This window comes from Bacillus sp. BR3(2024) (genome assembly GCF_039134555.1).
Classification (GTDB): domain Bacteria; phylum Bacillota; class Bacilli; order Bacillales; family Bacillaceae_G; genus Bacillus_A; species Bacillus_A cereus.
Genome location: NZ_CP152433.1, coordinates 1,304,559 through 1,325,560 on the forward strand (window position 1 = coordinate 1,304,559; position 21,002 = coordinate 1,325,560).

Here is a 21,002-nt window from a genome sequence, read left to right on the forward strand (position 1 = left end):
CTATTTTATGATATCAGAATTTTCTTTCTATATGTTAAAATATATCTATTATTATGAAGAAGGGCGGGAGTATTACGAAAAAAAGACTGTTAATCATTTCTCTATGTATCGCTTTTGTATTGTTTTGGTCATATAAAGAGGAGGTTTTTGCTACCTTTAAACCGATTGATCAGTACGAGTTAAATACGGAGTTAAAGAACAAAAGTATAGAAAACTTAACTCATAATGAAATGAAAAAGGTAGGAGAGCATTTTGTGACCGAGCAACTATCAGTGTTTGGGTCTACTAATAAAGAAGATGTGAAACGAAAAGGTGAAGAACTATTTTTAAATAGAGGGTATGAACAATTAATGGGAAATTATTATCCAAATCGTTTTCAAGATTTAGAGTATAAATTTACAAACGAGGAGATACGTGAAGAGACCAATGAGAGTTTTCTTTATCAAGCTGTAGCGTACGTTGCGGGTACTGAAAATGGTAAGAGTAAGAGAAGCGAAATAAAATTGAATTATGAAGTGAAAATTGTAAAGGTTAATAATATATTTATGGTGCTAGAACAAAAGCAGCGCGTACAATAAAGGAAATTCATTGCTCAATAGAACATTTGAGGGTGTATTACTTAATGCGGAATAAAAAGGCCCTCAAGGAATAAAGGGCCTTTAAAGATTTTCATTTTGTTGACCAAGTTCTTTTTGAGCAATATATAAATTCCCTTGCTCGACTTGTTTAAGAGTATGAACAGAATCTCCTGCATATCCTTTTTGTGTTTTAACAGTTCTTTTTGAACGATTGGAATCTTGTTTCTCTTCATATAATAGGCCACCTTTCATCAAAAATAAACGAAAATGATAAGTATGAGTAATACAGCAGCGAAAATGGTAATGCCCATTAAAAACGAAGTGTTTTTATATTTAGGTGGCTTATGTACATCTTGCCGATATCCAGGTGAAATTTCAGGGGCAAATTCTTCATCGAATGATTGCTTTTTTTCTTTGTCGTCCATATGTACCCACCTTTCTTTTTCATTATATTATACGTTACAAGAAAAAATATGCATAAAGAAAACAGCCGCTTTATTATTAGCGGCTGTTTTGTGTTGTATATTTTCGTTGTACTTGAAAGAGACGGATAAGTAGGAAGGCAGCGCCAAATGCTAGACCGATAATAAGACCGATCCAATAGCCTTTCGCGGCCCATTCTGTATACGTCGCTAATATGTAACCTAGTGGTAGACCTATTATCCAATAAGCAATTAAAGTCATAATTAGAGCAACATTTACATCTTTATAACCACGCAAAGCTCCTTGTACAGGGGTTGCAATTGCATCTGAAATTTGAAATAAAATTGCAAAGATAAGAAATTCTTTTGCTAAATGATGAACTTTTGCATCTGTCGTATAAATAGAAGCAATTTGATCATCAAAGAAGTAGAGAAGAATCGAATATAATAAAGCAAAGGCAAGGGCTAATCCAATTCCAATCAGTCCGTATTGTTTTGCATTATCGTAACGTTTTGCTCCAACTTCGAATCCAACCGCAATAGTCATTGCCATTGCTAAACTTAGCGGAGTCATATATAACAAGGAAGCAAAGTTCATAGCTGCTTGGTGAGCTGCAATAGTTGTCGTACTAAAATTACTCATCATGAGCGTTACCGCAGCGAAAATACTCGTTTCAAAAAAGATAGCAAATCCGATAGGGACGCCAAGTTTTAAGAATGCTATCCAACTCGAAAGAGAAGGTCGGTATAATTGTTTGAAAATGTTGAAAGAGGCAAAAGGCTCTTTCGTCTGAATAATAATGACTGTAATAATTAAAATGCACCAATATGTTGCAGTGGAAGCAATTGCTGCTCCGACACCACCGAGCTTTGGGAAACCGAAGTTACCAAAAATTAATAGGTAATTTAATATTACATTAATTGGTAATGATAATAATGTAATAATCATCGTTGTTCGAGTTTTTCCTAATGCATCAATAAATCCACGTAAAACAGTGTAAGTGAATAAAGGTATAATTCCTATTGCGATAATACTTAAAAATTGCGCTGCAATACGTTCCACAGGTTCTTCTAAGCGCATGCCATTTAAAATAGGTGAAACGACGAAAAAACCGATGAGGATAACAACGAAGCTAGCACAAATTGCTAAATAAACTGCTTGTATGACAACGTGGGGAACGTCCTCTTTTTTCTTGGATCCAACGAGCTGTGCAACAATGGGAGTAGTAGCCATTAAAATTCCTGTTAACCCCGTACTAACTGGAATCCATATACTTGTTCCAATTGCAACACCTGCTAAATCAGTTGGACTTGCATGTCCTGACATCGTTGTATCAAAAAAACTCATCGCAAATAATGACATTTGCGTTACGAAAATCGGAAAAAATAGTAATACAAATTGCTTTAACTTTTGTGAGAATGAAGTAGTTTCTTTCATAAAATCCCCTTTCCGTATAAAAAAACAAACTCTTACTATCATACAATTTAATCAAAGATTAGAAAAGAAATACGCGCTTATAACATATGAAGCCAATAAAAAAAGGATGCACTTTGAAAAGGGATAAGGTATTATGATAAGGTGTGAAAAAATTACATATTATTTGTTATTAAGGAGGCACTACTTGTGGCTGATTGGTTAATTGGTTTAATCATGGGTGCTGTTGAAGGGTTAACAGAGTTTCTACCAGTATCATCAACAGGACATATGATTTTAACAGGACATTTAATTGGATTTGACGATGAGAGAGCGAAAGTTTTTGAAGTTGTTATCCAATTGGGATCGATTTTAGCAGTTGTTGTTATATTTTGGAAGCGTCTATGGTCGTTAGTTGGAATAGGTAAAGTAACAGACGGACCATCGTTAAATTTATTACATATTATTATCGGGATGATTCCTGCCGGGGTACTTGGCGTATTATTCCATAGCACTATTAAAGAGGTTTTATTTGGTCCAGGACCAGTTGTTATTAGCTTAGTAGCCGGTGGTATTTTAATGATTGTTGCTGAGAAGTTTTCGAAACCAAGTACAGCAAGAACGTTAGATGAAATCACATATAAACAGGCATTTACAATTGGAATGTTCCAATGTTTAGCTCTTTGGCCAGGATTTTCTCGTTCTGGTTCTACAATAAGTGGTGGTTTATTAGCTCGCGTGTCGCATACAGCGGCAGCTGAATATACGTTCATTTTAGCGGTACCGATGATGGTAGCTGCAAGTGGCTTAGATTTAATTAAAAGCTGGGATGTATTAAGCTCAGCAGATATAACGCTATTTGTAACAGGATTTGTAACTGCATTCGTTGTTGCGATGCTTGCAATTGTTTCATTCTTGAAATTATTATCTCGTGTAAAACTAACACCGTTCGCTTATTATCGTTTCATTTTAGCTGCGGTATTCTATTTCTTCATTATGTAATAAAAAAACCTGCCGAGCTCGGCAGGTTTTTATTTTACTACTTTTTCCATCATGTTTTCCATTACATGTTCCCAAAGAGAAGTATCATCAGCTAATGTAGCACGGAAATTAGCATACATTTCTTTTTGTTTTTCTTCGAAAGTTGGATCTTCTTTTTCAGGTAATGTAGCGCGCATTGAAGTTACTAATTCTTGTACTTTTGGAGCGCGTGGTCCAAAGACGGCTTGTTCATTTCCATCTTTATCAATGAAAATAAAGATTGGAATCGCACGTGCTGTTCCATTTGTTAAATATTGATCCATTAATTCTAAGTTTTCATCGCGAATTAATAAACGCATATCAATATTTGCAACTTCAGAAATTCGTTTCATAACAGGTACGCATAAAAGAGCATCGCCACACCAATCAGCAGTTAATACGATAACACGCCAGCCATCATTTTGACGTTCTTCTAATACAGGAAGTAACTCATTTGGAATTAAAAAGTTATTGTAAATGTGTAGTAGCTCGTATTGATTTACTTTCATTTCATTCACATATGTATCAAAGGACATACCTTTATCAGCCCATTGTTGTAAGTTCATAATTAACACCTCTTTAGTAAGATTTGCTTTCATTGTACCAATTTTTATATAGAAAAGCTTGTATTCTTACTCTTTCTTGTCACTTAATAATTTATTTAATAGAAAAAAGAATAGTACGACACATAATTCAGTTAAGTTGGACATTTGTACGCTTTCTATCCAATCATCAGCAGTATGAATGACGAACCAATCTAGTGTAATTTCAATGAATGAGAAAAGAGTGAGAGAAATCCAATTTGGCATGTTTTGAGTCAATGGATATAGTAGCGCTTTGAAGAAACTGAAAATAACTAATGTAATACCATCTAAGAAAGTAATTAATAAAAAAAAGAGAAGTAAAGCAGTACGTGAACTATACTCTATACCTGTAAGTTGAAAGATTCCTACATATACAAAAAATATAAATGCAAAAACTATAATGAGAAAAAGAGCAATAATACTAATGATAATTGTTTTATCTTTTAGGCTGAGATTTGAGAAACTCTCCTCCTCATGCATTAAAATCCCCCCTTTTTTCTGGAAGTTGACTTCATTTTATCATGAAATACATATTAAAAAACTACGAATTACGGGAAAATAAGGTGACAAAAAGTAAGATTTCATGTAAAATTATTAATAAGGTTTTTATTTAACTAAATGAAATAAAAGGGGCTGTCAAAGTTGTCTCAAAATCGAGAGCAATTAATGGAAGAACTATCGACAAATGTGTTTGCTATGTTTCGCACGTTGCGTAATGATATCGGAAAAATATTTGGTGGTTACATACCGTGGAATGAATTCATTGTTCTGAGAATATTAAATCGTACGAATAAAGAAATGGTATCGCGTGTAGCAAATGAATTAAATGTGTCGAATAGTCATATTACAGCTGTTACAGAAAAATTAATTAATAAAGGTTTTGTAACTCGTTCACGTTCTACATCAGATCGCCGAGTTGTGTATTTAGAGATTACAGAACAAGGGAAAGATTTAGTTGCGAAAATGGAAGATGCGAAAAAACAATATTTACAAGAAAGATTCTCTGCACTTTCAGAAGATGAAATGAATGTAATGATTTCAATTTCCAAAAAACTTATTTAAGTGATTATAAACAAGAAAACGCTTACGCGATGAAATAGAAGATCTTCCTTATATATGGGAGGTCTTCTTTCGTGTGTAATAGATGTTAAAAAATAAAATGTGTATGAAAAAAGATAGAGCGCCATACTACTAATACAAGGAAGGGAGGGAGAAATATGACGAATCGTAACGGTAGTAAAGGGAGCGGTAATCAAGGGTCACCAAAGTCCGGTCAATTTAATCAGGAATTTAGCACTGAATTTGAAACTGGTAATGATAATAAAGGAAAAGAATATCGTTCTAAAAAAGGGAGTAAATCAAAAAAGGAGTGAAATTCATCACTCCTTTTTTGATTTAAGATGCTGCCGATTGATCCGTATTATATTTTTCTTCTGATTTTGCGACAATCATTGCGCAAATTGCATCACCAGAAATGTTTACAGCTGTTCTAGACATATCTAAAATACGGTCAATACCGATAATTAAAGCGATACCTTCTACTGGTAGATTTACTTGATTTAAAACCATTGTAAGCATTACAAGTCCAACACCAGGTACACCAGCAGTACCGATACTAGCTAGTACAGCAGTTAATACGACCATAGCTAATTGCGGTAATGTAAGTTCAACTCCGTATACTTGAGCGATAAATACAGTGGCTACCCCTTGCATAATGGCAGTACCATCCATATTAATAGTTGCCCCTAGTGGTTGTACAAATGAGCTTATCGCTTTTGGAACGCCAAGCTTATCTTGTGCTGTTTTCATTGCAAATGGAAGCGATGCATTAGAGCTAGATGTACTAAATCCAATTGCCATTACTGGTCCGAAATGTTTAAAGAAACGAACAATACTTTCTTTTGCTAATACCTTTAATAAGCCGCCATATACAAAGACCCCGTGAATAATGAGTACTAACATAACGACAATCATATACTTGAACATCGCAGCGACGCCTGCAAGCCCCATTTTACCAACGGATGAAGCGAGCAAACCGAATGTTCCAATTGGGGCTAATTTCATAACGAGATTAACAAGATACATCATTAATTCGTTGCCCTGTTCAAGTAATGAATGGATACCTTGAACTCGTTTTCCTAAAATAGCTATACCGAGTCCAATCAATACGGCAAAGGCAATGATTTGTAACATGTTTCCGTCAGCCATCGCTTTTGCTGGGTTATCTGGTACGATATTTAGCAATGTGTCGACGAAAGATGTTTCAGTTTTTGCACCTTCATACTTAAGACCTTCTGTTTTAAAATTACCGCCAGCTCCTGGTTTTATAATAAGTGCAAATGTAACCGCTATAGAGATGGCAACCGCAGTTGTTACGAGAAAGAATGAAATTGATTTTAAACCGATTCTTCCAAGTTGTTTCGGATCTCCAAGGCCGGCAGCACCAAGTACGATAGAAATGAACACAACAGGAACAACTAGCATTTTAATAAGTCGAATAAACAATTGACCAATTGGGTTGAACACATATTGATTTAGTGGCTCAAAGATAGATGGAGCAGCTAAATTTAGAGTGAGTCCAACAACTAGACCTAGAAATAATGCGATTAAGATTGCTTTTGTTTGTTTCAATAAAATCCCCCCTTTTGTTTTTGCGAAATTTCTTTCTAAAGTAATTATACCGAAAAAATACCTAATTTAACAATATTTTCTGAATTTTTCGTTTTTGTTTAAGTGTAGATAGACTGATTTTGTGTTTGGAAAATAAAATAGACCATCACATAGGATGGTCAAGGGAAGGGGACAATTTATGTCAATTTAATTAGGGATGGAAGTTGCTTTAAGACACTGGGGAATGTCTTATAAATTAGGGAGGAACAACTTCGATACATATACTATAAAAGGTAGGTGTGACTCTCATGTGAACATAGGGTGAAAGAGAGGGGGAGTTTTAAATAAAAGATAGAAAGACAAAAAAATAAGACCATCATATATAAGATGGTCAAGGAAGGGACAATTTATGTCAATTTAATTAGGGATGGAAGCTGTTCAAAGACACTGGGGAATGTCTTATAAATTAGGGAGGAACAACTTCGATACATATACTATAAAAGGTAGATGTGACCTCTGTGTGAACATAGAGTGAAAGAGAGAGGGAGTTTTAAATAAAAGATAGAAAGACAAAAAAATAAGACCATCATATATAAGATGGTCAAGGAAGGGGACAATTTATGTCAATTTAATTAGGGATGGAAGCTGTTCAAAGACACTGGGGAATGTCTTATAAATTAGGGAGGAACAACTTCGATACATATACTATAAAAGGTGGATGTGACCTCTGTGTGAATATAGAGTGAAAGAGAGAGGGAGTTTTAAATAAAATGAAAATTTAATGAGTGTTTTTTGTTCATCCCCTGTTGATTATTAGCCTTAACCAATTGGGCGTTTATTGCCCACAAATAGCGGAATAAAAGATAGAGCAAACAAAAAAATAAGACCATCATATATAAGATGGTCAAGGAAGGGGACAATTTATGTCAATTTAATTAGGGATGGAAGCTATTCAAAGACACTGGGGAATGTCTTATAAATTAGGGAGGAACAGCTTCGATACATATACTATAAAAGGTGGATGTGACCTCTATGTGAACATAGAGTGAAAGATATGGGGATTTGAAAAATAGTACATATGAAATTGTTATTGCTAGCAATATTGAGTTAGGATATAGAGTTTTCCCAGCATAAAACGAAAAGGAATATAAATAAAAGTTGTAATCTATGAAAAAAAGGATTATGCTCAACTATATTATGAGAATATAAGGTTTGTCCCAATTATTTAAGGGCTTTTAAAAAGCTTTTTATTGTATGAGGGGAAAGCTTCACTTTAATAAGGGAGTTAGTGATATGGACGTAACAAAAAAACAAGGGCTGTATAATCGTCTTATACGATTAAACCCACCACAAATATTAGCATTAGGCTTTTTCTGCTTAATTGTGGTTGGCGGTTTGTTATTAAAATTACCATTCGCAACGAAAGTACATATTAGTTGGGTAGATGCTTTCTTTACAGCAACGTCAGCAGCGACCGTAACTGGTTTGGGAGTAGTGGATACAGCAAGTACATTTACGATGTTTGGCGAAATTGTTATTATGTTTTTAATTCAAACAGGTGGTCTAGGCCTTATGACAATTGCCATTTTAATTGTTTGGGTACTAGGTAAAAAAATCGGATTACGCCATCGTTTATTAATTGGAGAAGCATTTAATCAAACAAATATAGGTGGTCTTGTAAAATTAGTAAAGCGTGTCTTTATATTTTCGATTTGTATTGAACTTATTGGGGTCATCTTTTTATCGTTTCGCTTTATTCCAGAGTTTGGTTTTGGAAAAGGTTTATACTATAGTATTTTTCATGTAATTGCATCTTATAATAATGCAGGATTTGCTTTATGGCCAGATAATTTAACAAGATATGTAGGGGATCCCATTATTAATATTGGGATTTGCTCTTTAATTGTAATTGGGGGACTCGGTTTTACCGTATTAATTGATATATGGTATAGCCGCAGTTTTCGAAAATTATCACTTCACTCAAAAATAATGATTATTGGAACAGTAGTGCTAAATGTTATAGCAATGATTGTAATTTTTGTATTGGAATATAATAATGTGAAGACGTTAGGGAATTTATCTTTAAATGAAAAACTATGGGCTTCCTTCTTTCAAGGTATTACTCCGCGGACAGCTGGATTTAATACGGTTGACTATGGAGGTATGGAAGAATCATCTATATTATTTACGATGATTTTAATGTTTATTGGTGCAGGAAGTGTATCGACAGGTGGAGGAATTAAATTAACGACGTTTGTTATCTTAATTACATCTGTCCTTTCTTTCTTTAGAAAAAAGGAGGAAATTGTTTTATTTCAGCGTACAATTAAAATGTCGACAGTAACGAGGGCCTTAGCGATTGCTGTTGCCAGTCAAATACTTATTTTAGCAGCGGTATTCATATTAATGCTTACAGAAAACTTCAGCTTTATTCAATTATTATTTGAGACAATATCAGCGTTTGGCACAGTCGGATTAACGATGGGAATTACTGCAAAGCTATCGGCATTCGGAAAATGTATTATTATGTTTGTTATGTTCTGCGGATTAATTGGACCATTAACACTTGTGTTCTCTTTAGCGCGACCAGCAAAACAAAAAATAAAATATCCATCGGAAGATGTGTTTACAGGATAAGGTATCCCGCGTTAAGCGAGATACCTTTTTCTTTTTTAGAACAGGGAGAACAATAGACCAATAAGTGCTACTCGGAATAAAATTGCGATAAGTGCAGCAATTCCACCGACAACTGCAGCGATACCGCCAGTTACAGTAGCTCCGCGATTATAAGCGTAAATACCGAGTAAAACAGAAACAAGACCAAATAGTGTTGGAAATGTAAATAGCGATAAGATAGATAGCGCAAGAGCGATAAAACCAGCAGTTGATCCAGCAGCGGACGATTTTACAACATCTTTATCGTCTTTATCATCGTAATCATAATCAATGCGTTGTGGTGCAACCTCAGCGGCGTACTCTTCTTTATAGTCACTATAATCACTATCTATTCTATCTCTTCTTTTATAATCATCAAATTTCTCAGTCAAAGTCATGACTCCTTTCATAACAAGGTTCAATAGTAGTATGTATCTCTTTTTCTTTTTTATCCCGCTATTTGTGGGAGTCGAGAAACGTGCACATCCCACTGATTAAAGTTTCACTATACCGGAGCATGTACAGGGAGTAGTATCTTTTAAAAGGAGGAAAATGTTTTCTTGAAATAGGAAAAGTTAGTATGACTTCCTCTATTTTGGAAAATATAAAAAGGAATAATGAGGAAAGGGTGCAATACATAATGGAACATCCAATTGAAAATTTAATGAAAACGGCAATGACAAATTTAAAAGAGATGGTAGATGTAAATACAATTGTTGGGAGCCCGGTTTCAACAGCTGACGGAAATGTAGTATTAACAGTATCTCAAGTGGCTTTTGGTTTTGGAGCTGGTGGAAGTGATTTTAAAGGGGATTTCATTACTGAAAAACATAACGGTGGGCAAAATCAGCATAAAGAGAACAAACAAGGGCATCCATTTGGAGGAGGAAGCGGGGCTGGGGTTTCCATTAGTCCAGTAGCTTTTTTAGTAGTTGGTTCTAATGGGGTGCAAGTATTACATCTCAACAGCAGTACACATTTAATTGAAAAGGCTTTAAATACTGTACCAAGCACTGTAGATAAATTTGTGAATGGTCGTCAAAAGTGAACTTGCATTTTTTAGGAATTATGATATATTAGAAAAAGTGCGCTTTAGGATGATCGGAATAATTGAAATGTAAATATATATGATGTGTGGAATAAGGGAGAGGAATTTATGATTAATATCAAAAACTTAGTAGTTGGCTTATTTATGTTAGTAAGCGGCTTTGTTGTATATGTAATAAAAGAAAAAGCTCCATTCTAAAACAGACAAACCGTTAATGTCTGTTTTTAATTTGCGGAAAAAAGTTGACAAGTTATTGTATTGGTGTTAGAATTTTAATTCGTGTCTCGGTTACAGCTAGTGTAAAGTAAATATCTCTTATGAATGCAATACGAAAAGTTTGCGAAAGATCGGATAATTTTATCAACAACTTTTGTGAACAAACCCTATAAATTGTATTTGTAAGCTATATATGTATACTAGTGAATCAAGGAGCGGTCAGTGGAACCGTAATGATGAGAGAGAGGTAGGGCTTTCATCCAGTATATGTTACTTTCCCGTTAGGTGAATATAAAAAAGAGGACTCCTTTTAAAAGGAGTCCTCTTTCATTTTTTAAGTGCGACTTTCAACTTGTTGACAAATTTCATCCGTTGTTAAACCGTGAGCTGTAATGACTGATCCTTTAATTGATGTATCTGCAATGCCCATCACATTAGAATCTTGCCCAGTTACAACGCAACAATCACACCCTTGTGCATCCTGTTCTGAGTTAAGTGTAACAACTTCATGACCTTGTTGCTGAAGAGCTTGTTGAACGTCTGTTAATGAGTTTTCAACGCCAATTCTAGCCATAATTCTCACCTCCCTACCATCTAATTGCTAGTATGCTCAAGTTCACTGCATATATTTATGAAAAGACGGTAGGAAGTAAATCTTTGTTTAGTCGTTATATACGCCAGTAAGCATTTGACTAACGAATTGATCGTTTAATGTATCTTGTGCTGAAGAAGTATTTGAATGGATGTCGATTGAAGCAATAAAATGATTATGTTCTTTCGTATTTGGTTCTACCTCTACGTAATTATCGAATTTACAAAAACCTTTCGTATCCATTAGATCAAATAATTGCAGCATTTCTACTACCTCTTGTCTCGTTCCTTTAATTTGTACACACGCCATATTTATTTCCTCCTTTATTTTGACAAATTGTTTTTTAAAAATAGGATTATGATTACGAAATGAAAAATATGAATGTTATTTTTAGACAGCGCTATTTTTGTTATTTTCCCCCTTTTTCAGCAAAAGTCGTTATATATTTCCGGATTTATAAAATCGGACGTCCGTTTATTGAATACAATAGATTCGTATCAATTGATGAAAATCCTTCTTTTAAACAAATATTTTTTAGTGAAAATTGGCGAAAAAAAATTTTTGACTTTTTGTAAACGTTAACAATGTTGTTAAATCAATATAAGTAAAGAAGTACGTACGATTAAAAATTATAAATTTTCTAAAAATTCACTTGATTTATTTAGAAAGGAGAGTAAACTAGGAAACAATAAAAAATTCATAGAACATAGGAGGCGCTTCTAGTGAATGAGCAATGGATTTTCTTAAATGGAGAATTTGTTCCAAAAGATGAGGCAAAAGTTTCAGTATATGATCATGGCTATTTATATGGCGATGGAGTGTTTGAAGGAATTAGAGTTTATAGCGGTAATGTTTTCCGTTTGAGAGAGCATCTTGTCCGGTTGTATGAATCAGCAAAATCAATCCTTTTAGAAATTCCATATTCATTAGATGAAGTAACAAATATTGTTGTTGAGACGATTCGACAAAATAAATTATCTAATGGATACATTCGCCTTGTTGTATCAAGAGGAGCAGGAAATCTTGGATTGGATCCCGATTCATGTAAGAAGCCGAATGTAGTAGTAATTGCAGAACAATTATCTTTATTCCCACAAGAATATTATGAGAAAGGGATTCCAGTTGTAACAGTTGCAACGCGCCGAAATCGTCCCGATGTTTTATCCCCTCAAGTAAAATCTTTAAATTACTTAAACAATATTTTAGTTCGTATTGAAGCGAAATTAGCTGGAGTACAAGAAGCGCTTATGTTAAATGATCAAGGATATGTAGCTGAAGGATCAGGAGATAACGTGTTTATTGTTAAAGGAAATAAATTAATTACACCACCAAGTTCTGCTGGAGCGTTAGAAGGTATTACACGAAACGCCATTTTAGAAATCGGCGAAAAACTTGGGTATGACGTAAGAGAAGAGTTATTTACAAGACATGATGTATATGTAGCTGATGAAGTGTTTTTAACAGGAACAGCTGCTGAAGTGATTGCTGTTACGACAGTAGATGGTAGAACGATTGGCTTAGGGCAAACAGGTCCACATACGAACCGTTTATTAGAAGAGTTTCGTAAGTTAGTTGTAGAAGATGGAGAGAAAATTTACGAAGAAAATAAAGTTGGATAACAACTTTTTTAACATAAGAAAGCGTTGATAGGGAGGAGTAGTTGATTGTGAAGCCTCACAGAGAGTCGGTGGTTGCTGAAAACCGATGGTTCACGTCGACGAACATCGCCCTTGAGTGCTAAGCTAAAGCATTTGTCTAGGCTTAGACGGTAGCTCCGTTATTAGCTAGATCCATTTATGGATCACTGAGGCAAGAGTATTCTTGCAAAGAAGGGTGGTACCGCGAAATCTTTCGTCCCTTCAGCACATAGCTGGAGTGTGGACGTAGGATTTTTTTATTGTATAAAAGGTTGAAAAAGGGGGCTTATAAGAACAATGTCTTCAAAAACGGAAGAGAAACTGGAAACTGGTGCACAGCTATTGTTAGAAGCGCTAGAAAAGGAAGGCGTAGAAGTGATTTTCGGTTATCCGGGTGGTGCCGTTTTACCTCTCTATGATGCATTGTATGATTGTGAAATTCCGCATATTTTAACAAGGCATGAGCAAGGGGCAATTCACGCTGCTGAAGGGTATGCCAGAATTACAGGGAATCCAGGGGTTGTAATTGCAACGAGTGGACCAGGTGCTACAAATGTAATTACGGGTCTAGCTGATGCGATGATTGATTCATTGCCACTTGTAGTATTTACAGGCCAAGTAGCAACAACGTTAATTGGGAGCGATGCTTTTCAAGAGGCAGATATTATGGGACTTACGATGCCAGTGACAAAACATAACTATCAAGTGCGAAAGGCCTCAGATTTACCTCGAATTATTAAAGAAGCATTTCATATTGCTAAAACAGGAAGACCAGGACCAGTCGTTATTGACCTTCCGAAAGATATGGTAGTCGAGAAAGGTGAGCGATGTAGCAATGTACAAATGGATTTACCAGGATATAACCCTAATTATGAACCGAATCTACTTCAAATAAACAAATTACTCAAAGTAATTGAAACCGCAAAAAAACCGTTAATTTTAGCTGGAGCGGGTATATTGCATGCGAAAGCTTCGAAAGAATTGACAAGTTTTGCTCGTAAATATGAAATCCCTGTTGTGCATACATTACTTGGACTTGGTGGTTTTCCACCAGATGATGAACTATTTCTAGGGATGGGGGGAATGCACGGTTCTTATACAGCCAATATGGCATTATATGAATGCGACTTACTCATTAATATAGGCGCGAGATTTGATGATCGTCTTACTGGAAATTTAGCTTTTTTTGCTAAAGGGGCGACTGTTGCACATATCGATATTGATCCAGCAGAAATCGGGAAAAATGTGCCAACAGAGATTCCTATTGTTGCAAGTGCTAAGCAGGCGTTAGAAGTATTGCTTCAATCAGAAGGAAAGAAAGAAAATCATCATGAATGGCTCTTTTTATTAAAGAATAGAAAAGAAAAATATCCATTCTCTTATAAAAGAAATTCTGAAAGTATTAAACCTCAATATGCGATTGATATGCTATATGAAATTACGAAGGGAGAAGCGATTGTAACAACAGACGTTGGGCAACACCAAATGTGGGCAGCGCAATATTATCCACTGAAAAATCCAGATAAATGGGTAACTTCTGGTGGATTAGGAACGATGGGGTTCGGATTTCCAGCAGCAATCGGTGCGCAAATTGCAAAGCCTGAAGAATTAGTTATTGCAATTGTTGGTGATGCTGGGTTTCAAATGACTCTGCAAGAATTAAGTGTATTAAAAGAACACGCTTTACCCGTTAAAGTATTTATTTTAAATAATGAAGCTTTAGGAATGGTAAGACAATGGCAATATGAATTTTACAATCAAAGATATTCACATTCTTTATTACCATGCCAACCAGATTTCGTCGCTCTTGCAAATGCATATGGCATAAAAGGTGTTCGTATTGACGATCCACTTCTTGCAAAGAAGCAAATCCAGCATGCGATCGAATTACAAGAGCCAGTCGTAATTGATTGTCGTGTACTTCAATCAGAGAAGGTTATGCCGATGGTTGCGCCAGGAAAAGGTGTTCACCAAATGGAGGGAGTGGAAAAAGGGTGAAGAGAATTGTTACAGCGACAGTTCGAAATCAAAGTGGTGTGTTAAACCGAATTACAGGGGTTATGACACGAAGACATTTTAATATTGAAAGTATTTCAGTAGGTCATACAGAATCATCAGATATATCGCGAATGACGATTGTTGTACACGTTGAAAGTGAACAGCAAGTGGAGCAGTTAATTAAACAACTGCATAAGCAAATTGATGTTCTGAAAGTATCAGATATTACAGAAGAAGCGATGATTGCTAGAGAGCTTGCTCTTATTAAAGTAGCAACTTCTGTAGCGAGGGCAGAATTATATAGTTTAATTGAACCGTTTCGAGCCGCTGTAATAGATGTTGGGAAGGATTCCATAGTTGTGCAAGTAACAGGTACGCAAGACAAAGTAGAAGCGTTAATTGAATTACTTCGTCCATACGGTTTGAAAGAAATTGCTAGAACAGGTGTAACAGCATTTACACGTAGTATGAAAAAACAAGATAAGCAAGTTATGTTAATTCAATAATCATTTAAATATAGGGGGAAATGAAAATGGCAAAAGTTTATTATGAGAAAGATGTAACAGTAAATGTATTAAAGGAAAAGAAAGTAGCAATCATCGGATATGGCTCGCAAGGTCATGCGCATGCGCAAAATTTACGTGATAACGGATTTGATGTAGTAGTAGGTTTAAGAAAAGGTAAGTCTTGGGATAAAGCGAATGAAGATGGGTTTTCTGTATATACAGTAGCAGAAGCTGCGGAAAAAGCTGATGTAGTAATGATTCTATTGCCTGATGAATTACAACCAGAAGTATATGAAGCTGAAATTGCACCAAATTTACAGGCTGGAAACTCTCTCGTGTTCGCACATGGATTTAATGTTCACTTTGATCAAGTAAAACCACCAGCTAATGTAGATGTATTTCTAGTAGCGCCAAAAGGACCAGGGCATCTCGTACGCCGTACGTTCGCCGAGGGCGGGGCTGTTCCTGCATTATTTGCAGTATATCAAGATGCAACAGGAGTTGCGACTGAAAAAGCACTTTCTTATGCTGACGGAATTGGAGCAACGAGAGCTGGTGTACTAGAAACGACGTTTAAAGAAGAAACAGAAACAGATTTGTTTGGAGAGCAAGCTGTACTTTGCGGCGGAGTGACTGCACTTGTAAAAGCAGGGTTTGAAACGTTAGTTGATGCGGGATATCAGCCTGAACTTGCATATTTTGAATGTTTACATGAACTGAAGCTAATCGTTGACCTTATGTACGAAGGTGGACTTGAAAATATGAGATATTCAGTTTCAGATACAGCGCAGTGGGGAGACTTCGTATCAGGACCACGCGTTGTGACTGAAGATACGAAGAAAGCGATGGGGGCAGTATTAGCAGAAATTCAAGATGGTACATTTGCAAGAGGGTGGATTGCAGAACATAAAGCAGGAAGACCAAATTTCCATGCGACAAATGAGAAAGAGAATAAACATGAAATCGAAGTAGTTGGACGTAAATTACGTGAAATGATGCCTTTCGTACAGCCGCGAGTAAAGGTAGGGGTTAAATAATATGAAGCAGGTTTTGTTCATGGATACAACGCTTCGTGATGGCGAACAATCACCAGGAGTAAATTTAAATGAACAAGAGAAATTACAAATTGCTAGGCAATTAGAGAGGCTTGGTATTCATGTAATGGAAGCTGGATTCGCGGCAGCTTCCGAAGGCGACTTCCAATCGGTAAAACGTATTGCGAATACAATTCAAAATGCTACGGTTATGAGTTTAGCTAGAGCGAAAGAAAGTGACATTCGAAGAGCATATGAAGCTGTGAAAGGCGCTGTATCTCCTCGTCTACACGTATTTCTAGCTACGAGTGATATTCATATGAAATATAAACTTTGTATGTCAAAAGAAGATGTGTTAAATAGTATTCATCGCTCGGTTACGCTCGGAAAATCATTATTTCCGACAGTACAATTTTCTGCAGAAGATGCGACAAGAACATCGAGAGCATTTTTAGCTGAAGCAGTAGAAATTGCGATTCGAGCAGGAGCGAATGTAATTAATATTCCGGATACAGTTGGATATACAAATCCGGAAGAGTATTATTCTCTTTTTAAATACTTACAAGAATCCGTTCCATCATATGAAAAAGCGATTTTTTCTTGTCATTGTCACGATGATCTTGGTATGGCAGTAGCAAATTCGTTAGCTGCGGTTGAAGGGGGAGCATTGCAAGTAGAAGGAACGATTAATGGCATTGGAGAAAGAGCAGGGAATGCAGCGTTAGAAGAAGTTGCGGTAGCTCTTCATATTAGAAAAGATTTTTATAAAGCAGAGCCTTCGATGACTTTAAAAGAAATTAAGGCGACGAGTATATTAGTAAGCAGGTTAACGGGTATGGTTGTACCGAAAAATAAAGCAATCGTTGGAGCGAATGCATTTGCTCATGAATCGGGCATCCACCAAGACGGGGTTTTAAAAGAAGTAACAACTTATGAAATTATCGAACCAGCGCTTATAGGAGAATCTCAAAATCTCTTTGTACTTGGGAAACACTCTGGCCGTCATGCGTTTACGGAAAAAATGAAAGAGCTTGGTTATGAATTTACAAATGAAGAGCGAGATGCGGCATTCGAAGCATTTAAAAAATTGGCTGATCGTAAAAAGGAAATTACTGAAGAAGATTTACGCGCACTTATGCTTGGTGAAGCAGCATTTGCAGCTCAGCAATATAACATTACGCAATTACAAGTGCATTTCGTATCAAATAGTACACAATGCGCAACTGTTGTGCTGAAGGATGAGGAAGGAAATGTATATGAAGATGCAGCCACTGGTTCTGGTAGTATTGAAGCGATATACAATGCGATTCAAAGAATTTTAGGATTAGAATGTGAATTGGCAGATTATCGCATACAATCTATTACACAAGGTCAAGATGCACTTGCTCACGTTCATGTTGAATTAAAAGAAGGTAGTCACCAAATATCAGGTTTCGGAGTTGCGCAAGACGTATTGGAAGCGTCGGCGAGAGCTTATGTCCATGCAGCAGGGAAATTAAAATCTCTTATAGCGCTTGTGAAATAAATAATTGATAGGTGAGAGAAGCTTTCCTCACCTATCAAATTAAAGTTCTGAAAATTCAGTTAAAAGGAGTGTTAAAAATGGAAAAACGTATCGTTTGTTTAGCTGGTGATGGTGTCGGTCCAGAAGTAATGGAGAGTGCGAAGGAAGTATTGCATATGGTAGAAAGGCTATATGGACATCATTTTCATTTGCAAGATGAGTACTTTGGTGGTGTTGCTATCGATTTAACTGGGCAACCATTACCACAGCGAACACTTGCCGCCTGTTTAGCGAGTGATGCGGTTTTACTTGGAGCAGTAGGTGGACCAAGGTGGGATAGTGCGAAAGAAAGGCCTGAGAAAGGATTATTAGCATTAAGAAAAGGACTCGGTGTATTTGCGAATGTTCGCCCTGTAACGGTAGAAAGTGCAACTGCACATTTATCACCATTAAAAAACGCTGATGAAATTGATTTCGTTGTCGTTCGTGAATTAACAGGCGGAATTTATTTTTCTTATCCGAAAGAGCGAACGGAAGAAGTGGCGACAGATACACTTACGTATCATCGCCATGAAATTGAACGTATCGTTTCGTATGCTTTTCAATTAGCAAATAAGCGGAAGAAAAAAGTAACATCTATTGATAAAGCGAATGTTTTAGAGTCTAGTAAATTATGGAGAACCGTGACAGAAGAAGTAGCACTTCGCTACCCAAATGTGGAAGTAGAACACATTTTAGTAGATGCAGCAGCTATGGAATTAATTCGGAATCCAGGAAGATTTGACGTTATTGTAACGGAAAATTTATTTGGTGATATTTTAAGTGATGAGGCTTCAGTATTAGCTGGATCATTAGGAATGCTTCCATCAGCAAGTCACGCTGAAAAGGGACCTTCATTATACGAGCCTATTCACGGATCAGCACCGGATATTGCGGGGAAAAATAAGGCGAATCCAATTGCGATGATGCGTTCTGTTGCAATGATGCTTGGGCAATCGTTCGGATTAACGAGAGAAGGATATGCAATTGAAGAAGCAGTTTCTGCAGTCCTTAAATCAGGGAAATGTACAGCAGATATCGGGGGAACTGAAACGACAACTTCATTTACAAAGGCAGTTATTCAAGAAATGGAAGAGCAAGCGTTAGTAGGGAGAGGGAGATAATGGGAAAAAGGTTACTAGATAAGCTTTGGGAAAGACATGTAGTTGCGACTAATGAAAATGGATTGGATTTATTATATATCGATCTACATCTTGTTCATGAAGTAACGTCACCGCAAGCCTTTGAAGGCTTGCGGCTTACAAATCGAACAGTCCGCAGACCAGATTTAACATTTGCAACGATGGATCATAATATTCCAACGAAAGATGTTTGGAATATTACCGACCGCATTGCGAAGCAGCAACTAGATACACTTCGGCAAAACTGTAAACAATTTCAGGTGCCATTAGCGGATATCGGAGATGAAGAGCAAGGGATCGTTCATGTAATAGGACCAGAACTTGGACTCACACAGCCAGGAAAAACGATTGTTTGTGGTGATAGTCATACAGCAACACACGGTGCTTTTGGCGCACTAGCGTTTGGTATTGGTACGAGTGAAGTGGAACATGTATTGGCAACGCAAACGTTATGGCAACGAAAGCCGAAAGCGATGGGCATTGAGTTAAAAGGAAAGTTACCGCAAGGTGTCTATGCGAAAGATATTATTTTACACCTTCTTTCAAAGTACGGAGTAGCAGTTGGAACAGGTTACGTAATGGAATTTTACGGAGAGGCCATTCATGCTATGGATATGGAAGAGAGGATGACGCTTTGCAATATGGCAATTGAAGGGGGAGCAAAGGCTGGCATTATTGCACCAGATGAAAAAACGTTTGCTTACGTAAAAGGGCGTAAATATGCACCGAAAGACTATGAATCTATTAAGAAAAAATGGTCAGAACTTTATACAGATTTAGATGCAGTTTATGATTTACATATTCTAGTAGATGTTACGGATTTAGCGCCGTACGTTACGTGGGGAACAAATCCTAGTATGGGTGTTCGGATCGATGAGAAATTGCCAGAAAAGCATGATGCAAATGATGAAAGAGCGTTTTCTTATATGGGATTGAGTCCCGGACAAAGTACGTATGACATTCCAGTTCAACATGTTTTCATTGGATCTTGTACAAATTCCAGGCTTTCTGACTTAGAAATTGCTGCATCTGTCGTGAAAGGTAAAAAAGTAAAAGAAGGTGTGCGAGCACTTGTTGTACCTGGATCTCAAAGGGTAAGAGAAGCAGCGATGCATAAAGGATTACATCGCATATTTGAAGAAGCTGGATTTGAATGGAGAGAGCCCGGATGCTCAATGTGTCTAGGTATGAATCCAGATCAAGTGCCTGAAGGAGAACATTGTGCCTCTACGTCCAATCGCAATTTTGAAGGAAGACAAGGAAAGGGAGCACGAACGCATTTAGTTAGCCCGGCAATGGCGGCAGCGGCTGCGTTATATGGTCATTTTGTTGATATTAGAAAGGAGAGTTATGATGGAGCCATTTCGTATTCATAAAGGTACTGCCGCAGTACTGATGAATGATAACATTGATACAGATCAAATTATTCCAAAGCAATATTTAAAGAGAATTGAAAGAACTGGGTTTGGGAAGTTTTTATTTGATGAGTGGCGATATGATAATAATCGCCAAGAAAACCCTAATTTCCCGCTTAATGCACAAGAAAGAAAAGGAGCCAGCATATTAATCACAGGTGATAATTTTGGATGTGGCTCGTCAAGAGAACATGCTCCATGGGCACTTGCTGATTATGGTTTCCGCGTTATTATCGCTGGAGGATTTGCCGATATCTTTTATATGAATTGTATGAAGAATGGCATGTTACCGATTGTAATGGATAAAGATATGCGTGAACAACTTGCTAAAACAGATGCGAGGGAACAAATTACAGTTGATTTAGAAAATGAAATAATGACAACGAATACGCATAGATTCCATTTTACGATCGAGAAAATGTGGAAAGAGAAGTTATTAAATGGTTTAGATGAAATTAGTATTACAATGCAATATGAACAAGAAATAAAAGAGTATGAAAGAAAAGTGGCTTTACATTAAAAAAAAATGACGGAATATTAAAAATGTATTTACATTCAAAATTAACTGTTATATACTATGTGAAAATC

25 protein-coding genes and 1 other annotated feature are annotated in these 21,002 nt (G+C 36.4%); of the genes, 16 read left to right on the forward strand and 9 right to left on the reverse strand.

Translation table 11 applies throughout. The features are described from left to right. Positions 1-53: 53 nt before the first annotated feature. Positions 54-578, forward strand: a complete 525-nt coding sequence (locus V7S45_RS06780) for a hypothetical protein (protein WP_025688947.1) — start codon at positions 54-56, stop codon at positions 576-578. Positions 579-659: 81 nt separating this feature from the next. Here the strand turns inward: V7S45_RS06780 and V7S45_RS06785 are convergent, their stop codons facing one another. From V7S45_RS06785 to V7S45_RS06795, 3 genes are all read right to left on the reverse strand, one after another. After that, entirely contained in the window at positions 660-830 is a 171-nt protein-coding gene (locus V7S45_RS06785; RefSeq protein WP_088344751.1) for a hypothetical protein, read from the reverse strand. Further along, on the reverse strand, positions 830-1,003 hold the full coding sequence (locus V7S45_RS06790; protein ID WP_000341062.1) for a hypothetical protein: 174 nt from the start codon (positions 1,001-1,003) through the stop codon (positions 830-832). The genes V7S45_RS06785 and V7S45_RS06790 overlap by 1 nt, the downstream gene beginning before the upstream one ends. Before the next feature lie 76 nt (positions 1,004-1,079). Further along, a complete protein-coding gene (locus V7S45_RS06795; protein WP_000665546.1) occupies positions 1,080-2,438 on the reverse strand; it encodes an MATE family efflux transporter in 1,359 nt (452 codons plus the stop codon). 186 nt (positions 2,439-2,624) lie between these two features. Between V7S45_RS06795 and uppP the strand changes: the two genes are divergently transcribed. After that, the gene (uppP, locus tag V7S45_RS06800) at positions 2,625-3,416 is read left to right on the forward strand and encodes a bacitracin resistance undecaprenyl-diphosphatase (protein ID WP_000796256.1); all 792 of its coding nucleotides are present in this window, start codon (positions 2,625-2,627) and stop codon (positions 3,414-3,416) included. A 29-nt stretch (positions 3,417-3,445) separates the two neighbouring features. On the opposite strand, the gene V7S45_RS06805 is transcribed toward uppP, so the two are convergent. Together V7S45_RS06805 and V7S45_RS06810 are read right to left on the reverse strand one after the other, a co-directional pair. Beyond that, on the reverse strand, positions 3,446-4,033 hold the full coding sequence (locus V7S45_RS06805; RefSeq protein WP_100249592.1) for a thioredoxin family protein: 588 nt from the start codon (positions 4,031-4,033) through the stop codon (positions 3,446-3,448). A 33-nt stretch (positions 4,034-4,066) separates the two neighbouring features. Then, positions 4,067-4,498: a regulatory YrvL family protein gene (locus tag V7S45_RS06810; RefSeq protein ID WP_025688952.1), complete on the reverse strand. Its 432-nt coding sequence runs from the start codon at positions 4,496-4,498 to the stop codon at positions 4,067-4,069. Positions 4,499-4,660: 162 nt separating this feature from the next. Between V7S45_RS06810 and V7S45_RS06815 the strand changes: the two genes are divergently transcribed. Beyond that, the gene (locus V7S45_RS06815; RefSeq protein ID WP_000081432.1) at positions 4,661-5,080 is read left to right on the forward strand and encodes a MarR family transcriptional regulator; all 420 of its coding nucleotides are present in this window, start codon (positions 4,661-4,663) and stop codon (positions 5,078-5,080) included. Between the two features lie 155 nt (positions 5,081-5,235). Beyond that, complete coding sequence (locus tag V7S45_RS06820) at positions 5,236-5,391, forward strand: hypothetical protein (protein WP_000184928.1); 156 nt, start codon at positions 5,236-5,238, stop codon at positions 5,389-5,391. Positions 5,392-5,413: 22 nt separating this feature from the next. Here the strand turns inward: V7S45_RS06820 and V7S45_RS06825 are convergent, their stop codons facing one another. Then, positions 5,414-6,649 (reverse strand): dicarboxylate/amino acid:cation symporter, encoded by a 1,236-nt coding sequence (locus tag V7S45_RS06825; protein WP_000814809.1) that lies wholly within the window; start codon positions 6,647-6,649, stop codon positions 5,414-5,416. Between the two features lie 1,272 nt (positions 6,650-7,921). Here V7S45_RS06825 and V7S45_RS06830 point away from each other — a divergent pair. Next, positions 7,922-9,265, forward strand: a complete 1,344-nt coding sequence (locus tag V7S45_RS06830) for a TrkH family potassium uptake protein (RefSeq protein ID WP_000383526.1) — start codon at positions 7,922-7,924, stop codon at positions 9,263-9,265. 35 nt (positions 9,266-9,300) lie between these two features. On the opposite strand, the gene V7S45_RS06835 is transcribed toward V7S45_RS06830, so the two are convergent. Then, positions 9,301-9,675: a hypothetical protein gene (locus V7S45_RS06835; protein ID WP_000136546.1), complete on the reverse strand. Its 375-nt coding sequence runs from the start codon at positions 9,673-9,675 to the stop codon at positions 9,301-9,303. A gap of 188 nt (positions 9,676-9,863) precedes the next feature. Between V7S45_RS06835 and ytfJ the strand changes: the two genes are divergently transcribed. Then, entirely contained in the window at positions 9,864-10,331 is a 468-nt protein-coding gene (ytfJ, locus tag V7S45_RS06840) for a GerW family sporulation protein (protein WP_000204234.1), read from the forward strand. 108 nt (positions 10,332-10,439) lie between these two features. Continuing rightward, positions 10,440-10,529: a hypothetical protein gene (locus tag V7S45_RS06845; protein WP_000608227.1), complete on the forward strand. Its 90-nt coding sequence runs from the start codon at positions 10,440-10,442 to the stop codon at positions 10,527-10,529. Positions 10,530-10,881: 352 nt separating this feature from the next. On the opposite strand, the gene V7S45_RS06850 is transcribed toward V7S45_RS06845, so the two are convergent. Both V7S45_RS06850 and V7S45_RS06855 read right to left on the reverse strand, forming a co-directional pair. Next, a complete protein-coding gene (locus V7S45_RS06850) occupies positions 10,882-11,121 on the reverse strand; it encodes a YkuS family protein (protein WP_000101022.1) in 240 nt (79 codons plus the stop codon). Between the two features lie 87 nt (positions 11,122-11,208). Continuing rightward, positions 11,209-11,448 (reverse strand): DUF3911 family protein, encoded by a 240-nt coding sequence (locus tag V7S45_RS06855; protein WP_000752512.1) that lies wholly within the window; start codon positions 11,446-11,448, stop codon positions 11,209-11,211. A gap of 59 nt (positions 11,449-11,507) precedes the next feature. Between V7S45_RS06855 and V7S45_RS06860 the strand changes: the two genes are divergently transcribed. The 9 genes from V7S45_RS06860 (at position 11,508) to leuD (ending at position 20,934) form a co-directional block, all read left to right on the forward strand. After that, a complete protein-coding gene (locus V7S45_RS06860; protein ID WP_342761699.1) occupies positions 11,508-11,714 on the forward strand; it encodes a hypothetical protein in 207 nt (68 codons plus the stop codon). 147 nt (positions 11,715-11,861) lie between these two features. After that, entirely contained in the window at positions 11,862-12,758 is an 897-nt protein-coding gene (gene ilvE, locus V7S45_RS06865; RefSeq protein ID WP_001005486.1) for a branched-chain-amino-acid transaminase, read from the forward strand. A 15-nt stretch (positions 12,759-12,773) separates the two neighbouring features. Next, positions 12,774-13,001, forward strand: a binding site (T-box leader). A gap of 72 nt (positions 13,002-13,073) precedes the next feature. After that, positions 13,074-14,774 (forward strand): acetolactate synthase large subunit, encoded by a 1,701-nt coding sequence (ilvB, locus tag V7S45_RS06870; RefSeq protein WP_342761700.1) that lies wholly within the window; start codon positions 13,074-13,076, stop codon positions 14,772-14,774. Then, positions 14,771-15,280, forward strand: coding sequence for an acetolactate synthase small subunit (gene ilvN / locus V7S45_RS06875; RefSeq protein ID WP_000822952.1), 510 nt, complete (start codon positions 14,771-14,773; stop codon positions 15,278-15,280). Before ilvB ends, ilvN begins: the two co-directional genes overlap by 4 nt. Positions 15,281-15,306: 26 nt before the next feature. Further along, a complete protein-coding gene (gene ilvC / locus V7S45_RS06880) occupies positions 15,307-16,317 on the forward strand; it encodes a ketol-acid reductoisomerase (RefSeq protein ID WP_001151741.1) in 1,011 nt (336 codons plus the stop codon). A gap of 1 nt (position 16,318) precedes the next feature. Further along, positions 16,319-17,839 (forward strand): 2-isopropylmalate synthase, encoded by a 1,521-nt coding sequence (gene leuA, locus V7S45_RS06885; RefSeq protein ID WP_000815753.1) that lies wholly within the window; start codon positions 16,319-16,321, stop codon positions 17,837-17,839. A gap of 77 nt (positions 17,840-17,916) precedes the next feature. Further along, positions 17,917-18,981: a 3-isopropylmalate dehydrogenase gene (gene leuB / locus V7S45_RS06890; protein ID WP_000415384.1), complete on the forward strand. Its 1,065-nt coding sequence runs from the start codon at positions 17,917-17,919 to the stop codon at positions 18,979-18,981. Beyond that, positions 18,981-20,375, forward strand: coding sequence for a 3-isopropylmalate dehydratase large subunit (gene leuC, locus V7S45_RS06895; RefSeq protein WP_000518111.1), 1,395 nt, complete (start codon positions 18,981-18,983; stop codon positions 20,373-20,375). Before leuB ends, leuC begins: the two co-directional genes overlap by 1 nt. Continuing rightward, positions 20,353-20,934 (forward strand): 3-isopropylmalate dehydratase small subunit, encoded by a 582-nt coding sequence (leuD, locus tag V7S45_RS06900; RefSeq protein ID WP_000433189.1) that lies wholly within the window; start codon positions 20,353-20,355, stop codon positions 20,932-20,934. Before leuC ends, leuD begins: the two co-directional genes overlap by 23 nt. Positions 20,935-21,002: the final 68 nt, after the last annotated feature.

Bases quoted from the DNA above. Each gene is read 5' to 3' on its own strand.
- V7S45_RS06810 (WP_025688952.1), bottom strand. From the start codon at position 4,498: ATGCATGAGGAGGAGAGTTTCTCAAATCTCAGCCTAAAAGATAAAACA.
- leuD (WP_000433189.1), top strand. From the start codon at position 20,353: ATGGAGCCATTTCGTATTCATAAAGGTACTGCCGCAGTACTGATGAAT.
- ilvB (WP_342761700.1), top strand. From the start codon at position 13,074: ATGTCTTCAAAAACGGAAGAGAAACTGGAAACTGGTGCACAGCTATTG.
- ytfJ (WP_000204234.1), top strand. From the start codon at position 9,864: ATGACTTCCTCTATTTTGGAAAATATAAAAAGGAATAATGAGGAAAGG.
- V7S45_RS06845 (WP_000608227.1), top strand. From the start codon at position 10,440: ATGATTAATATCAAAAACTTAGTAGTTGGCTTATTTATGTTAGTAAGC.
- leuC (WP_000518111.1), top strand. From the start codon at position 18,981: ATGGGAAAAAGGTTACTAGATAAGCTTTGGGAAAGACATGTAGTTGCG.
- V7S45_RS06780 (WP_025688947.1), top strand. From the start codon at position 54: ATGAAGAAGGGCGGGAGTATTACGAAAAAAAGACTGTTAATCATTTCT.
- ilvC (WP_001151741.1), top strand. From the start codon at position 15,307: ATGGCAAAAGTTTATTATGAGAAAGATGTAACAGTAAATGTATTAAAG.
- V7S45_RS06850 (WP_000101022.1), bottom strand. From the start codon at position 11,121: ATGGCTAGAATTGGCGTTGAAAACTCATTAACAGACGTTCAACAAGCT.
- V7S45_RS06855 (WP_000752512.1), bottom strand. From the start codon at position 11,448: ATGGCGTGTGTACAAATTAAAGGAACGAGACAAGAGGTAGTAGAAATG.
- V7S45_RS06795 (WP_000665546.1), bottom strand. From the start codon at position 2,438: ATGAAAGAAACTACTTCATTCTCACAAAAGTTAAAGCAATTTGTATTA.
- V7S45_RS06860 (WP_342761699.1), top strand. From the start codon at position 11,508: ATGAAAAATATGAATGTTATTTTTAGACAGCGCTATTTTTGTTATTTT.
- V7S45_RS06785 (WP_088344751.1), bottom strand. From the start codon at position 830: ATGAAAGGTGGCCTATTATATGAAGAGAAACAAGATTCCAATCGTTCA.
- V7S45_RS06820 (WP_000184928.1), top strand. From the start codon at position 5,236: ATGACGAATCGTAACGGTAGTAAAGGGAGCGGTAATCAAGGGTCACCA.
- leuB (WP_000415384.1), top strand. From the start codon at position 17,917: ATGGAAAAACGTATCGTTTGTTTAGCTGGTGATGGTGTCGGTCCAGAA.
- V7S45_RS06830 (WP_000383526.1), top strand. From the start codon at position 7,922: ATGGACGTAACAAAAAAACAAGGGCTGTATAATCGTCTTATACGATTA.
- leuA (WP_000815753.1), top strand. From the start codon at position 16,319: ATGAAGCAGGTTTTGTTCATGGATACAACGCTTCGTGATGGCGAACAA.
- V7S45_RS06790 (WP_000341062.1), bottom strand. From the start codon at position 1,003: ATGGACGACAAAGAAAAAAAGCAATCATTCGATGAAGAATTTGCCCCT.
- V7S45_RS06805 (WP_100249592.1), bottom strand. From the start codon at position 4,033: ATGAAAGCAAATCTTACTAAAGAGGTGTTAATTATGAACTTACAACAA.